Below are 15,144 nucleotides of genomic sequence, written 5' to 3' on the forward strand. Positions count from 1 at the left end.
ACCGGACTAACAAAGTGAGGGCGAAGTGTAACGCCGAGCCCGGCTCAGGTACAGCCGTGCGCAATATCCCTGGCGCAAATAAGTCGGGCAGCCCGCAGGCTGCCCGTTGTCTTAGTTTGGCGACGGAATCGCCGTGCCCCAGTTGCGCCACTCTTTTGGCGCTTCATCCTGCAGCAGGAAGTGCTTGTCGGCACCGGCCTGTGGCGCCAGCGGCACCGTCGGTGGTGTGGCAAACTGGATGCCGCCGCGAATGAACTGCTGGAAGGTGCCGGTTTTCACCACGCCGCCAATCAGGCCAAAGTCGAGGTTATAACCGGAAGCCAGCCAGAACACCGAGTTGTTACGCACCAGATGCTGATACTTTTTGCTGATGCGCAGCGCGATTTGCACGCGGTCGGCCATGTTACCCAGCGAAGTGCCGGTGACCGTGCCAACTTCTACACCGCGGAACAGCACCGGCGTGCCAATCGACAGCGAACCGGCTTCGGTGGTATCCACATAGATGTTCAGGCCGTTGAGGTAACGCGAGTCGGTAATGGTGCTCTCCTGCAGCTCAAAGCTGCGCGCCAGCGCGCCTTTGCCCGGGTCCACGTTCACATACGGCTGCAGCAGCGTTTCCAGGTGATTAACGCCGGCGGGCGAAATCTCCGGCGAGACGACAGAGAAGCGGCTGCCGATGCGCGCGAAGTCCTGCACATACTCCGGATAGAGCACCGCTTTCGCCACCACCTGGTTGTTATCCTGGCTCAGCGCCAATGACTCCACCTGACCGACGTTGATGCCGAGGTAGCGGATTGGCATGCCGGCCGACAGTTTGCTGGCATCAAAGGTGTGCAGGGTAATCTGGCTGCCGACTGCACGCGCGGCGGTCTCTGACGGATAGAGCACGCGCTTAACGCCTTTCGCTGCCTGCGCGCCCGTTAGGTTATCAAAGCTGATTGCGCCTTTCAGCGCGCGGTTCAGCGGCGAAGCCTGCACGGTCAGACCGCTGCCGTTGAGCTGGACTTTGGCGCCGCCTTCGGCCCAGAACACGCTCTCGCTGGTCAGCAGCTTGCGATACTGCGGCTGAATATGGACCGAAATCTCAAACGCATCGGCGCGCGGCACCACATCCACCACTTCACCGACCTGGAACTTGCGGTACAGCACCACCGAGCCGGCCTGCACATCCGGCAGGCTGTTGGCGGTCAGTTTGAGCGTGGTCGGCGGCTGATCGCCGGTAATGCCTTCCGCCGCGCGCTCGGAGTCGGCGTACAGCGGATAGCGGCTGGACGGCTGACCTTTCGCACCCGGCACCAGCCGGATACCGCCGTCGACCCATTCGCGCGCGCTGGCACCCAGCACCTGCATGCCGTCGAGGCCAAATTTAACGTCGAGACGGCTGTTAACGATGAACTTGCTGTCGGCGTGCACCAGCTGGCGGTGCTCCGGATTGATGGCTGCCACAAAGCTGATGCCGTTTTCATCCAGCCGGCGCGAAATTACCTGGCCGATCTTCACGCCATACAGCATCACCGGCTGCCCGGCGTCGATACCGTAGGTTTCCGGCGCGCTGAGCTGAACGGTGAGCACATCCGGCTTCTGCAACAGCGTTTCGCTGGCCGGCAGCACGCTGAAGTGATCCTGCGGCTCACCTTCGCCCGGGACCAGTTCCAGCGTATTGCCGGTCAGCAGGCTGCTCAGGCTGGTGTCGGTCAGGCTGAGTTTCGGCGCGCGCATCTCAATCCGCGTGCCGCTGCGCATCAGGCCGGTGACGGAGGGATCGATCGTCAGCTCGCCGGACACTTTACCGCCCGGCAGCAGCGTCAGTTTGGTCAGGGTGCCCACTTCCAGCCCCTGATACATCAGCGGTGTGCTGTCGGCTTTCAGGTTGTCACCGTTGGGCAGATCGAGCGAAATCAGCACGCCGCGCTGGCTGTGCGCCAGATCCGAATAGAGCTGATAGTTTTGATCGCTGTTGGCCTGTTCGCCGCTGTCCGGCGAGTCAAAGGCAATCGCGCCATTCACCAGCGCGGCCAGGCTCTCCAGCTTCACTTTGGCACCGCTCAGGCTGACATCGGCGTCAACGCCCGACACATTCCAGAAGCGGCTCTGTTTTTTCACCAGGTTGGTGAAGCGCCGCTCAATCAGCACGTCGATGGTCACGCCATCGGTATTACCGTTGATGCTGTAATCATAGACGCGGCCGACCGGAATTTTACGGTAATAGACCAGCGAACCGGTGTTGAGCGAGCCGAGATCGGGCGCGTGCAGGTGAATCAGCAGTTCGCCAGTGTTTACCCGGTATTTCGGCTGGGTATCCAGCGCGGTAAAGTGGTCGCGCTCTTTGCCGTCGCCGGGCATCATGCCGATGTAGTTACCGCCCACCAGCGCATCCAGCCCGGAGACGCCCGCAAGCGAGGCTTTTGGCGTCACCAGCCAGAACTGGGTGTTCTCCCGTAGCGCATCGCGCATGTCGCTCTTGATGCTGGCTTTGATCTGAATGCTGCGGTAGTCATCGCTCAGCACAATGCCCTGCACGGTGCCCACTTCCACGCCCTGATAGCGAATCGGCGTGCGGCCCGGCACGATGCCGTCCGCGGTCTGGAAGTTGATGGTGATGGTGGTGCCGCGCTCCTGATAATTGGTCCATAACAGCCAGCCGGCAATCAGCAGGGCGATAATGGGCAAAAGCCAGAACGGCGAAATCTTGCGTTTATTACGCAGATTAGCGCTAGTCGGTGTAGTCGGCGTTTCCTGTTGCATGTGCATCCCAGATCAGGCGGCTATCGAGCCACTCAACGGCCATAATGGTCAGGATGACTGCCGCGCCAAAGTAGAAGGCGGCAGGTCCCATGGTAAAAGCCAGCAGCTGATCACGATTGACCAGCGACATGGTTAAAGCAATGACGAACAGATCCAGCATCGACCAGCGGCCCACCCAGGTGACGGCGCGTAGCAGACGGATGCGAGTTTTCAAACCCTGTTCACACTTAAAATGGATGCTGAGCAACAGCGTCAGCATCACTATCACCTTGGTAAACGGCACCAGAATACTGGCGATAAACACCACCGCGGCCACCGGCACGTTACCGGAGGCGAGGCCAAGAATACCGGAGAAAATGGTGTCTTCGCGCCGCGCACCGTTGACGTACACCACCGAAATCGGCAGCAGGTTAGCCGGGATCAGCAGCACAATCGAGGCGATCAGCGCCGCCCAGGATTTTTGCAGGCTGTGGCGGCGGCGAAAATCGAGCGGCGTATGGCAGCGCGTGCAGCGTCCGCGTTCATCGGGCATACCGGTATGGTGGCAGTTCAGGCAAACCTGCCACCGCTCGGGCGGTTCGTGCGGCACCGACTGCGGGTAATAATGTTCCCACAGCTCCTCCACGTTGAGATGAATCAGCGTCAGCAGGCTCATAATGGTCAGCGCGAGATAGGCGACCAGCCCGTAGCCGACCTCCAGCGCGGCATAATCCTGCACCTTAATCGATGCCACCGCCACGCCGACCAGATAGATATCCAGCATGACCCACTCTTTGAGCTTCTCCAGCATCAGCAGGACCGGGCGCAGGTTCATGCCGAGCGCGTGGCCAATCCACAAATAGCAGATGCCGGCCACCAGCGTCACCGGCGCGCCAATCGTGCAAAACGCCACCATGGCGGCTGTCAGCACGTTGCCCTGTTGCGCCATCTGCAGCACGCCCTCCAGCAGGCTGGCGTTGATGCGCATGCCAAGCAGGCGGATATCCACCAGCGGCAGGCTGAAGGCGAACGGCATCAGTACGATCATCGTGACGGCCATGGCGGTGAGCCGCGTCATTGACCAGTCGCGACCGTTCTGAATACGGGCATGACAGCGCGGGCAATAAGCCGACTGATGCGATTTCACATCCGGTAAGGAAAAAAGGGTATCGCATTGCGGGCAACGCTGATAACGTGCGTGGGGCAACGTCTGGCTGATGGCGTGAATTTTCATAAATGACGCAAGGGGCCCATTGTTCGTTACAGTTACCGGCATGCGGAGCAGAGCACGTCTGTCTGCATCAATCTATGGTACGAGAATAGTCTCAAGCATAGCGTGCTAAGGGTATAGTAACTAACACAATGATTCACCTTGTGGGGTTGGATTATTAGTGCTTATTTTAACAACTGAGTGACAACAAGGTCACGCCAGTGATGAGTTATGGTTAAACAATGAACAAAAAAGCCTTTTACGAGGATTTAAATCGCGATGTCCGCGCACTGTTAGCGGGCGAAACTTCTTTCCTGGCGGCGCTGGGCAACTGCAGTGCGCTGCTGTTTGAACGCCTGGAAGGGGTTAACTGGGCAGGCTTCTATCTGCTGACCGAGCCGGAGACGCTGGTACTGGGGCCGTTCCAGGGCAAAATCGCCTGCGTACGCATTCCGGTGGGTAAAGGAGTATGTGGCACCGCGGTTGCGGAGGATAGCGTGCAGCGGGTTGAAGACGTACACGCTTTCCCGGGGCACATTGCCTGCGACGCCGCCAGCAACGCGGAAATCGTGATTCCTCTGAAAGTGAATGGCACGATGGTCGGTGTTCTCGACATCGACAGTACGGTTTATTCTCGCTTCGATAGCGAGGATGAAGCGGGGCTGGTAGCCCTTACCGACGGGCTTTGTGCAGTGCTGGCGAACAGCGACATTGAAAAATTTCTTCAGCTGACGCGCAGCTAATCGACTGGATCACATAGCATTTGGCGATGTTGTCATTATAATGTCGCCTGTTCATGCCTGCTCTGGTCGGCAAACCCGTTGTAATCAGGAAATTTCATGGAAAATCAACCTAAGTTGAACAGCAGTAAAGAAGTCATCGCCTTTCTGGCGCAGCGTTTTCCGCACTGCTTTAGCGCCGAAGGTGAAGCGCGTCCGCTCAAAATCGGTATCTTTCAGGATCTGGTGGAGCGCGTTCAGGGCGAAAACAGCCTGAGCAAGACGCAACTGCGTTCGGCCTTACGCCTTTATACCTCAAGCTGGCGTTATCTTTACGGCATTAAAGCCGGTGCCACCCGTGTCGATCTCGACGGCAACGCCTGTGGCGTGCTGGATGAGCAGCACGTAGAACACGCGCGCAAGCAGCTGGAAGAAGCCAAAGCGCGCGTGCAGGCGCAGCGCGAGCAGCAAAAAGCGAAAAAACGTGAAGCCGGGGAAGAGACCGCTGAGCGTCGTCCGCGCAAGCCTGCTGCGCGTAAAGCGGCGGAGGGCGACGCACCGCGTAAGCCACGTCCACAGGCACCGCGTGCTGCGGCCGGTGAGCGTCAGGCTGCTCCGCGTCCACCGCGGGCAAAACCCGTCACTGACACTTCAACGTTGCAAGCGGGTCAAAACATCAAAGTCAAAGCAGGCAAAAGTGCAATGGACGCTACCATCCTGGAGATTACCAAAGATGGCGTCCGGGTCCAGCTCGCTTCCGGCCTGGCAATGATTGTGCGCGCAGAACACTTGCAGTTCTGAAACGGAGGCCCGACCCTGGCATGAACAGCATTTTTAAGATCGGTATGATCGCGGGCCTGCTGCTGGCAGGCCCCACCTTTGGCGCGGACAACATTACCCGCGCCGACCAGATTCCCCAGTTACACGAAGAAGCACAGCATCCTACCGTCAGTGAACGCGTCACTTCGCGTTTCACCCGCTCCCACTATCGTCAGTTCGATCTGAATCAGGATTTTTCGGCGAAAATTTTTGACCGCTACCTGAATCTGCTCGATTACAGCCATAACGTGCTGCTGGCGTCGGACGTGGCACAATTCGCCGACAAAAAAACCACGCTCGGTGATGAGCTGCGCAGCGGCAAGCTGGATGTGTTTTACGATCTCTATAATCTGGCGCAGAAGCGCCGCTTCGAGCGCTATCAGTATGCGCTCAGCGTGCTGAACCGCCCGATGAACTTCACCGGCAATGACACCATCGATATCGATCGTGCCAAAGCACCGTGGCCGAAAAGCACAGATGAGCTAAACGCGCTGTGGGATGCCAAGGTGAAGTATGACGAGCTGAGCCTGAAGCTGGCCGGGAAAGATGACAAAGAGATTCGCGAGACGCTGACCAAGCGTTACAACTTTGCCATCCGTCGTCTGGCACAAAGCAACAGCGAAGATGTGTTCCAGCTGGCGATGACCGCGTTCGCGCATGAAATCGACCCGCATACTAACTATCTGTCACCGCGCAACACCGAGCAGTTCAATACCGAAATGAGCCTGTCGCTGGAAGGTATCGGTGCCGTGCTGCAGATGGATGATGATTACACGGTGATCAACTCGATGGTGGCCGGTGGTCCGGCGGCCAAGAGCAAATCCATCAGCGTGGGCGACCGCATTGTGGGCGTCGGCCAGCCGGGCAAGCCCATGGAAGATGTGATTGGCTGGCGTCTGGACGACGTGGTGTCCAAAATCAAAGGGCCGAAGGGCAGCAAAGTGCGCCTCGAGATCCTGCCAGCCGGCAAGGGCACCAAAATCCGTACCGTGACGCTGACGCGTGAGAAAATCCGTCTGGAAGATCGCGCGGTGAAGGGCACCGTGCACAACGTCGGCAAAGAGAAAGTCGGCGTGCTGGATATCCCGGGCTTCTATGTTGGCCTGACCGATGATGTGAAAGTGCAGCTGCAGAAACTGCAGAAGCAGAACGTCGACAGCATCGTCATCGATCTGCGTACCAACGGCGGCGGCGCGCTGACCGAAGCGGTATCGCTCTCCGGCCTGTTTATTCCGAGTGGCCCGGTGGTGCAGGTGCGTGATAATAATGGTCGCGTGCGTGAGGACAGCGACAACGACGGCATCGTTTACTACAAAGGTCCGCTGGTGGTGCTGGTCGATCGCTTCAGCGCCTCGGCGTCGGAAATCTTTGCCGCGGCGATGCAGGATTACGGCCGCGCGCTGATTGTCGGCGAACCGACCTTCGGTAAGGGCACGGTGCAGCAGTATCGCTCACTCAACCGCATCTACGATCAGATGCTGCGTCCGGAATGGCCAGCGCTGGGCTCAGTCCAGTACACCATTCAGAAGTTCTACCGCATCAACGGCGGCAGTACTCAGCGGAAAGGCGTCACGCCAGACCTGCTGATGCCGACCGGTGTGGAAGCAGCAGAGACCGGCGAGAAGTTTGAGGATAACGCGCTGCCGTGGGACAGCATCAACGCGGCGACCTACACCAAAACCGGCGATATCACGCCGCTGGTGCCGCAGCTGACCAAAGAGCACGCCGATCGCATCGCCAAAGATCGCGAGTTCCAGTACATCATGAAAGACATCGCGCGTTTCAACGCGATGAAGGATAAGCGTAACATCGTGTCGCTCAATCTGGCCCAGCGCGAGAAAGAGAACCACGAAGAAGATGCGCTGCGTCTGGAACGTATCAATGCGCGCTACCAGGCGGAAGGCAAAGCGCCGCTGAAGAGCCTGGACGATCTGCCGAAAGACTACAAAGAGCCGGATCCATATCTGGATGAAACGGTGAAAATCGCTAACGATTTGGCCCAGCTGGAAAAAGACCAGCCAGCGCCGGCGGCAGCGAAGTAACCCTTCGGCCTGAAATCACAGCACCGCTGCGGCGGTGCTTTTTTTTGCCTGCAACTCGCCGCCCGGCAGGCTGCAGCCGCTACCATTACCAAATGTAAAGTTATGTCTTTTTAGGCACTTAAAGATTAAGGTCGCTTGAAAAGCGCCACAATGGACATAGGATGTATATCCGCGCATGAGCGCGAGCACAACTGAGGAAGATTAACGTTTATGATGCGTATTGCGCTTTTCCTGGTCACCAACCTGGCGGTGATGTTGGTATTCGGACTGATTCTGAGTCTGACAGGAATCCAGTCAAGCAGTGTTCAGGGTCTGATGATTATGGCAGGTCTGTTTGGCTTTGGCGGTGCGTTTGTTTCACTGCTGATGTCCAAATGGATGGCGTTACGCTCGGTCGGCGGTGAAGTGATTGAACAACCCCGTAACGAGACGGAACGCTGGCTGATGGAAACCGTCGGCCGCCAGGCTCAGCAGGTCGGCATTGCGATGCCGCAGGTGGCGATTTACCACGCGCCCGATATCAACGCCTTTGCCACCGGCGCACGCCGTGACGCCTCGCTGGTAGCGGTCTCCACCGGTTTGCTGCAGAACATGAGCCGCGATGAAGCGGAGGCGGTGCTGGCGCACGAGATCGCCCACATCGCGAACGGTGACATGGTCACCATGACACTGATTCAGGGTATCGTGAACACCTTCGTGATCTTCATTTCGCGTATCATTGCGCAGGTGGCGTCTGGCTTCCTGTCCGGCAACCGCGACGGTGAAGAGAGCAGCAACGGCAATCCGCTGGTCTATTTTGCCGTGGCGACAGTGCTGGAACTGGTGTTTGGTATTCTCGCCAGCATCATCACCATGTGGTTCTCGCGCCATCGCGAATTCCACGCCGACGCCGGCTCTGCGAAGCTGGTGGGGCGTGAAAAGATGATTGCCGCGCTGCAGCGCCTGAAAACCAGCTACGAACCGCAGGAACCCAGCAGCATGATGGCGTTCTGTATTAACGGTAAAGGTAAGTCGCTGAGCGAGCTGTTTATGTCGCACCCGCCGCTCGACAAGCGTATCGAAGCGCTGCGCAGCGGTGCCTACCTTAAGTAAGCCATATAGAAAATGAACAGGGCGCCTGTGGGCGCCCTTTTTTTATGACTCTGCCGGCTGACGGCTTTGCGTCATGCGCAGCATACTGACGATCGCCGCCACGCTGGCAAAGGTCCCGGCCAGCAGCAGCGAGGCATGCGTGCCGCTGTCGTTGAACAGGTTAAACATCAGCGCCACCAGCGCGGCGCCGGTGCTTTGCCCGACCAGTCGCGCGGTGCCGAGCATACCGCTGGCACCACCGCTGCGCTGGCGCGGAGCCGACGAGATGATGGTGTGATTGTTGGGTGACTGGAACAGCCCGAAGCCGGCACCGCACAGCATCATGCGCCAGATAATATCGGCATCCGTGGGTTGTGCAGGCAGCAGCGCCAGCAGAAACAGCCCGGCGGCAAACAGCGCCAGCCCCAGCCCACCCAACAGCCCGGCATGAAACTTCTCGATCAGGCGGCCGGCAATCGGTGCCATCACCATGGTAGCCAGCGGCCACGGCGTCAGCAGCAGGCCGGTCGCGACTTCATCCCGGCCCAGTACGTTTTGCAGGAAAAACGGCAGCGACACCATCGCCAGCATTTGTGCACAGAACGAACAGATCGAGGTGCCGATCGACAACGAAAACACCGGAATGCGCAGCAAATCCACCGGCAGCAGCGGCACCGGCATCGCCAGCTGACGCCGCACAAACACCACGCCGATCAGCAGCAGCGCCAGCAGCATACCCGCAATCAGCCAGCCATTTTCTCCCTGCGCGAAGCCGGTCAGCGCTGAAATCAGCAGGCCGAAAAACAGCGCATTCATGACGGCGCTCGGCACATCAAATTTCTGCTGCTTCGCTTTCTGCGTGTTATCCGGCAGGAAGCGCAGCGCCAGCCACAGCGCCACCACACCGAGCGGCACGTTGATCAGGAACAGCCATTTCCAGCTGGCGATGGAGAGAATCGCGGCCGCCACCGTGGGACCGGCGGCGCTGGAGACGGCCACGATCAGCGAGTTGATGGCCATGCCGCGTCCCAGGAAGCGCTGCGGGTAAATAATACGGATTAGCGCAGTGTTGACGCTCATCAGCGCCGCACCGCCGAAGCCCTGCAGCACGCGCGCCACGGTGAGCATATTCAGCGAAGAGGAAAGGGCGCAGAACAGCGAGGTGAATACAAACAGCACCAGCCCGACCTGATAGACGCGCCGGTAGCCGAACATATCGCCAAGAAACGACAGCGACAGCAGCGAAATCACGATAGCGATTTGATAGGCGTTGACGATCCAGATCGATTCCGCCGGGCTGGCGTTCAGCTCACGCGCAATGGTCGGCAGCGCCACGTTGGCAATCGCGCCGTCCAGCACTGCCATCATGATGCCAAGCGCAATGGTAATTATTGCGCCGTAGCGCTGTGGAACGGGTAATCCATCCTGAGACACGGTAGGAGACATAAACAGGGAGAAGTGAAGTAAGTGAATATCATCATGCTAATCAATTTTCTGCCTGAAATCACCGCATTAATGGACAAAAATTACAAGTGGATGTGTCGTTGCCGCCGTCCGGCTGTAACCTCTATACTGGCGTTTTTTGCAAAAGCGTTAAGGAAGTCCCGCATGGCGAGCCGCGATAACGATAAACAGCCGGATGCCGTATCATCAGTGATGAAAGTGTTTGGCATTCTGCAGGCGCTGGGCGAAGAGCGCGATCACGGCATCACCGAGCTTTCGCAGCGGGTTATGATGTCGAAAAGCACGGTCTACCGCTTTCTGCAGACCATGAAATCACTCGGCTACGTGGCGCAGGAGGGCGAGAGCGAAAAATATTCGCTGACGCTCAAACTGTTTGAACTTGGCGCGCACGCGCTGCAGAACGTGGATTTGATTCGCAGCGCCGATGTGGAGATGCGCGAACTGTCGCGCCAGACCAAAGAGACCATTCATCTCGGCGCGCTGGAAGAGGACAGCATCGTCTATATCCACAAGATTGACTCGCTGTATAACCTGCGCATGTATTCGCGCATCGGCCGGCGTAATCCGCTGCACAGTACCGCCATCGGCAAAGTGCTGCTGGCGTGGCGTGAGCGCACGGAGGTGAACGACATTCTGCGTGAAGTGGAATTCCGTCGCAGTACCGCTAACACTATCGTCAGCGCGCAGGCGCTGCTGCCGGTGCTGGATCAGGTCAGGCAACAGGGCTTTGGTGAGGATATTGAAGAGCAGGAAGCGGGGATTCGCTGTCTGGCGGTACCGGTGTTTGATCGCTTCGGCGTGGTGATTGCCGGCATGAGCCTCTCGTTCCCGACGGTGCGCTTCTCCGAACCGGCAAAAAAAGAGTATGTGGCGATGCTGCACCGTGCTGCGCGTAAGGTGTCGGAGCAAATGGGCTATTACGACTATCCGTTCTGAATCCTGCCGGGCTGACGCGCAGCCCGGCAGGCGGCTTAACTTAGTTGTCGACCACTTCGCCGCTTTTCTTCAGCAGTGGACAATCGGTAACGCCAACAATGCCGCTGTCGGTGTGCAGATACTGTGCGGTAATCATGCCGCGCGCGGTCAGGTAGCTGCACTGTAAGCCCAGCCCGGCTGCGTTTTTATTGCTGCCGGTTAACACGCCGTAGCCGGTAAACAGCATCGCCAGCCACAAGACTGCCAGCACCATCACCGCACGAATCAGTAGTTTCATTTTTATCTCCTTGTGTTACATAACGCAGCTGTTCCCGCATTGCTGCGAACTCTATAGTAGCAGCATGCCTCGCTTTTCTCGCCGGATCGATCAGAGATAACTGAAAGCGGCACGCAGGCGGGATAATCTGCTTTATCTCCGCAACCATATCTTTTCCGCACGCAACGAGTAGAATCAGCGGCGATGTACCTGAATGATGTTTGAGGATTGATGCAGTTATGAACGAATTAGCCGCCAGTACCGGTCCGCTGTTTAACTATGGCGTGCTGGCCATCATTGTGATTGTGGCCTTTATTGCCTGGTTTTTTGTTAACCGGGCCAGCGTGCGCGCCAGTGAACAGCTTCAGCTGCTGGAAGCGCTGCTGGAAGAGCAAAAGAAACAGAACGCGCTGCTGCGCCGTATCGCTGAGGCGCAGCCGGTGGCCGAAAAAGCGCAGGATGAGCAGGATGCCGGGGATAAGCGCGACTTTATTCGCCTGATCCCGGAACGTTAAGCACACAACGGAGAGGCCATGGCCTGGCAAAATCCCTGGTATGACGCTTCGCTGGCCCATCATACGCCGCATGGCTTTCGTAACCCGGAAGAGGAGTTGCGTCAGCCTGGCGATTTACAGCGCTGGCGGCGCGAGCGTAAGCAGCAGAATCTGCCGCTGCCACCGCAGTCCGGCTATGCGGCCTTTACCGCTAGCTGGTGCCAGCAGGCCGACCTGAGCGGTGAAGATGACCGTGTCTGGTGGCTGGGCCATGCCGCGCTGCTGCTGCGTCTCAATCAGCGTTATATTTTGATCGACCCGGCGCTGTCGGCACGCGCCTCGCCGTTGCCGTTTGCCGGGCCGCAGCGTAAAACCCCGGCGCCGCTCAGCGTGGCGCAGCTGCCGCATCTTGATTATGTGCTGATCTCGCATAACCATTACGACCACCTTGATCGGCCTACGGTGAAACGCATCGCCCGCCGCTTTCCTGCCGCGCACTTTCTGGTACCGCTGGGGATGGCCGACTGGTGTCGCCGCCGTGGCGTGCGCACCGTCACCGAACTGGACTGGTGGCAGCAGGTGCAACTGGACGACATCAGCTTCACAGCCGTTCCCGCGCGCCACTGGAGCATGCGCACCTTCTGGGATCGCAACCGGTCGCTGTGGTGCGGCTGGGTAGTGCGTAATGCGCAGCTCAATTTCTGGTTCTCCGGCGATAGCGGCTACAGCGATAATCTCTCTGCCATCGCGCAGCGTCTGGGGCCGTTTAATCTGGCTGCGTTACCGATAGGTGCCTATGCACCAAAATGGTTCATGCGCGGCCAGCACATGGACCCGGATCAGGCGGTACAGCTCTGGCAGCAGATAGGGCGACCGCTGGCGATTCCCATTCACTGGGGCGTATTTGAGCTGGCGGACGAATCGCTTGACGATCCGCCGACGGTGCTGGCGCAAGCATTGCTGCAGGCGGGCGAGGTCGATGCGCCTTTTGCCCCATGGCGAATTGGCGAGAGCCGCAGCCTGATGAATTACGATTAAGATTTATCCTAAGCCATTTTTGTTAAATGCCAGCGGCTTCCGCGCTTTTTAACATTTAATTGTTGGGTGTTTAGAAAAAAATGAGATAAATGCCAGCGTGCAGTCTGCCTATATTTGGGGCAACGGCGATTATATTTTCCTGATTTTGGTGCAAAACTATTTTTAACTTGTACTGCCAGCAATTTATTGTACAAGATTTGAGCGCTGCGCAGTTTATGTTGCTCATTGCACAACGGCCAGTGAAATAGCTTATCTGTGCCATATTAATGCAATATTTTTTGCCTAAACTTATTTGGTTTAAATGTGAAAAGGCAGCGTTTACCGCTGCGCTTGACGAAACGCGAGTCTGGCGCTAACTATACTGACGCATAGACTTTTTTTGCACACGCTGAGGCGTTGCTGTCAATAACGTTATCCACCTTTCGCTGCCGGTTTCAGGCAATTATGTGCGGCATGTCGATCACTGTTTAAAAATGGCTTGCCATTAATTAGCGGATATGTGATAACGAATCGTGGGTTAAACGAGGTACAGTTCTGTTTATGTATGGCATCTTCAGTAAAGAAGTTACGAGTAAAGACGTTGACGTTGAATACCGCTTCCTTGCCGAACCTTAAATTAGTGCCTCATTCAGTAATGTCTCTGGTTTCTCTGTAAGACTGCCTGCGGGCAATATAAACACTCTAAGGAATTTGCAAAAATGGCAAAGATTAAAGGTCAGGTTAAGTGGTTCAACGAGTCTAAAGGTTTTGGTTTTATTACTCCTGCTGACGGCAGCAAAGACGTGTTCGTTCACTTCTCTGCTATCCAGGGCAACGGTTTTAAAACCCTGGCCGAAGGTCAACAAGTTGAGTTTGAAATTCAGGACGGCCAGAAAGGCCCGGCAGCAGTTAACGTTACTGCTATCTGATTTCGCACTCAGGCTCGGTGTCATGCACCGCTGAATCGAATCTTAAAAGCCCTGCTCAATGAGCGGGGCTTTTCTTTATCCTTTCTGTTACCGGATGATCAGGGTAAACTGCGCCGCGAATCGCTAACCCGGAGTTATCTATGTCGTTGATTTGCCCACTTTGCCACCTCGCTTTGCACCTGCACGCCAGCAGTTATCGCTGTGCGTCCGGTCATCAGTTCGATCGGGCGAAAGAGGGGTACGTCAACCTGCTGCCGGTGCAGCACAAAGGTTCACGGGAACCGGGCGACAGCGCAGAGATGCTTCAGGCGCGCCGGGCCTTTCTGGATGCCGGACACTATCAGCCGCTGCGCGATCGGGTGGCGCAACGTCTGGCTCAGCCGCTCACGAACCGGCCCGCGCAGCTGCTGGATATCGGCTGTGGCGAAGGCTATTACACCGCCGCCCTGGCTGCCGCGTTGCCCGACAGCCAGCTGTACGGTCTGGATGTGGCCAAAGCCGCGGTGCGCATGGCGGCAAAGCGCTATCGCGCGGTTAACTTTTGTGTCGCCTCCAGCCAGCGCCTGCCGTTTGCCGATGGTTCACTGGACGCCATCGTGCGCATTTACGCGCCCTGTAACGAGCAGGAAGTGAGCCGCGTCATCAGGCCTGGCGGCTATTTACTGACGGTGACGCCGGGGCCGCACCATCTGCAGCAGTTTAAGGCGTTGATCTATCGCGAAGTGCAGCTGCATACAGCGGAAGAGAAAAACTATGCGGGATTTGAGCAGATCGATCAGCAAAACCTTCACTACACAATGACGCTGAACGGGGCGGAAGCGGTGAGCCTGCTGCAGATGACCCCCTTTGCCTGGCGTGCGCGTGAAGCGGTGTGGCAGCAGCTGGCCTCCAGCGCCACCTTTAGCTGTGACGCGGATTTCACCCTGACGCTGTGGCAGCGCGTTTAACGCGCCTCCACCAGCGTATGATAGATTTTCTCCAGGTCGTCGAGCTGTTTCACCGCTATCAGCAGGCGACGCTGCTCCAGCTGCATCACCAGAATGCCATCCTCTGACAGGTTCATACTCTGAATACGCCGGTAATCGATCCACACGCTGGCAAAAAACAGGCCGTCATTTTTCATCAGCAGCCGCGGGCTGCGGATCCAGAACAGCCAGATAGCCATAAAGCACAGCACCATTAGCAAAGTGGTGGTGAGCTGCGGGCCATGATGGCTGACGTTGTTCCACAGCAGAATAAGTAGCAGCACGATAAAGATGCCGCTGTCGATTTTATGGCGGCGACGCAGGGTGACGCGCAGTCGGGTCGGTCCATTGCGGCGGGGCAGGATGAGATCGTCGTAAATCGCAAACAGGGCGAGAGCGGCGATCAGCAGGGCAATCAGGGCGTCAGTCAGTGACATACAGGCTTCTTCCTCAACCGAAGTGACCTCAGCGTTGGCGCTCAGGTCACGCCGTTCAAAA

At 57.5% G+C, this 15,144-nt stretch carries 15 protein-coding genes; 10 read left to right on the plus strand and 5 right to left on the minus strand.

The features are described from left to right. Window positions 1-111: 111 nt before the first annotated feature. Both F3J41_RS14830 and yebS read right to left on the minus strand, forming a co-directional pair. Window positions 112-2,745 (minus strand): PqiB family protein, encoded by a 2,634-nt coding sequence (locus F3J41_RS14830; RefSeq protein WP_058771299.1) that lies wholly within the window; start codon window positions 2,743-2,745, stop codon window positions 112-114. Then, the gene (gene yebS, locus F3J41_RS14835) at window positions 2,714-3,958 is read right to left on the minus strand and encodes a membrane integrity lipid transport subunit YebS (RefSeq protein WP_166711656.1); all 1,245 of its coding nucleotides are present in this window, start codon (window positions 3,956-3,958) and stop codon (window positions 2,714-2,716) included. The genes F3J41_RS14830 and yebS overlap by 32 nt, the downstream gene beginning before the upstream one ends. A 218-nt stretch (window positions 3,959-4,176) precedes the next feature. Between yebS and F3J41_RS14840 the strand changes: the two genes are divergently transcribed. The 4 genes from F3J41_RS14840 to htpX all read left to right on the plus strand — a co-directional run bounded on the left by F3J41_RS14840 (window position 4,177) and on the right by htpX (window position 8,606). Then, on the plus strand, window positions 4,177-4,677 hold the full coding sequence (locus tag F3J41_RS14840) for a GAF domain-containing protein (RefSeq protein ID WP_058774590.1): 501 nt from the start codon (window positions 4,177-4,179) through the stop codon (window positions 4,675-4,677). A gap of 96 nt (window positions 4,678-4,773) precedes the next feature. Continuing rightward, entirely contained in the window at window positions 4,774-5,454 is a 681-nt protein-coding gene (gene proQ / locus F3J41_RS14845; protein ID WP_010616374.1) for an RNA chaperone ProQ, read from the plus strand. 20 nt (window positions 5,455-5,474) lie between these two features. Then, complete coding sequence (gene prc, locus F3J41_RS14850) at window positions 5,475-7,514, plus strand: carboxy terminal-processing peptidase (RefSeq protein ID WP_166711658.1); 2,040 nt, start codon at window positions 5,475-5,477, stop codon at window positions 7,512-7,514. A gap of 210 nt (window positions 7,515-7,724) precedes the next feature. Beyond that, a complete protein-coding gene (htpX, locus tag F3J41_RS14855) occupies window positions 7,725-8,606 on the plus strand; it encodes a protease HtpX (protein ID WP_021510018.1) in 882 nt (293 codons plus the stop codon). Between the two features lie 42 nt (window positions 8,607-8,648). Here the strand turns inward: htpX and F3J41_RS14860 are convergent, their stop codons facing one another. Next, a complete protein-coding gene (locus F3J41_RS14860) occupies window positions 8,649-10,031 on the minus strand; it encodes an MFS transporter (protein ID WP_166711660.1) in 1,383 nt (460 codons plus the stop codon). A 162-nt stretch (window positions 10,032-10,193) separates the two neighbouring features. Here F3J41_RS14860 and kdgR point away from each other — a divergent pair, with 162 nt between their 5' ends. Next, window positions 10,194-10,985, plus strand: a complete 792-nt coding sequence (gene kdgR / locus F3J41_RS14865; protein WP_058781834.1) for a DNA-binding transcriptional regulator KdgR — start codon at window positions 10,194-10,196, stop codon at window positions 10,983-10,985. Window positions 10,986-11,025: 40 nt separating this feature from the next. Here the strand turns inward: kdgR and F3J41_RS14870 are convergent, their stop codons facing one another. Next, window positions 11,026-11,262, minus strand: a complete 237-nt coding sequence (locus F3J41_RS14870) for a YobH family protein (RefSeq protein WP_021510021.1) — start codon at window positions 11,260-11,262, stop codon at window positions 11,026-11,028. 218 nt (window positions 11,263-11,480) lie between these two features. On the opposite strand from F3J41_RS14870, the gene F3J41_RS14875 reads away from it, so the two are divergent. The 5 genes from F3J41_RS14875 to rlmA all read left to right on the plus strand — a co-directional run bounded on the left by F3J41_RS14875 (window position 11,481) and on the right by rlmA (window position 14,628). Further along, on the plus strand, window positions 11,481-11,756 hold the full coding sequence (locus F3J41_RS14875) for a YebO family protein (protein ID WP_058781833.1): 276 nt from the start codon (window positions 11,481-11,483) through the stop codon (window positions 11,754-11,756). 18 nt (window positions 11,757-11,774) lie between these two features. Then, a complete protein-coding gene (locus F3J41_RS14880) occupies window positions 11,775-12,773 on the plus strand; it encodes an MBL fold metallo-hydrolase (protein ID WP_058781832.1) in 999 nt (332 codons plus the stop codon). Between the two features lie 540 nt (window positions 12,774-13,313). After that, window positions 13,314-13,388, plus strand: coding sequence for a DUF2627 domain-containing protein (locus F3J41_RS14885; RefSeq protein WP_110866451.1), 75 nt, complete (start codon window positions 13,314-13,316; stop codon window positions 13,386-13,388). Window positions 13,389-13,471: 83 nt separating this feature from the next. Beyond that, window positions 13,472-13,681, plus strand: coding sequence for a transcription antiterminator/RNA stability regulator CspE (gene cspE / locus F3J41_RS14890; RefSeq protein WP_021510024.1), 210 nt, complete (start codon window positions 13,472-13,474; stop codon window positions 13,679-13,681). 140 nt (window positions 13,682-13,821) lie between these two features. Further along, window positions 13,822-14,628 carry a 23S rRNA (guanine(745)-N(1))-methyltransferase gene (gene rlmA, locus F3J41_RS14895; RefSeq protein ID WP_058781831.1) on the plus strand — a complete coding sequence of 269 codons (807 nt, stop codon included), beginning with the start codon at window positions 13,822-13,824 and terminating at the stop codon, window positions 14,626-14,628. On the opposite strand, the gene F3J41_RS14900 is transcribed toward rlmA, so the two are convergent. Next, window positions 14,625-15,083, minus strand: coding sequence for a DUF986 family protein (locus tag F3J41_RS14900; protein ID WP_058781830.1), 459 nt, complete (start codon window positions 15,081-15,083; stop codon window positions 14,625-14,627). The genes rlmA and F3J41_RS14900 overlap by 4 nt on opposite strands. Window positions 15,084-15,144 lie beyond the last annotated feature (61 nt).

This window comes from Pantoea sp. Ap-870 (assembly GCF_011752515.1).
In the GTDB taxonomy this organism is placed as follows: domain Bacteria; phylum Pseudomonadota; class Gammaproteobacteria; order Enterobacterales; family Enterobacteriaceae; genus Pantoea; species Pantoea dispersa.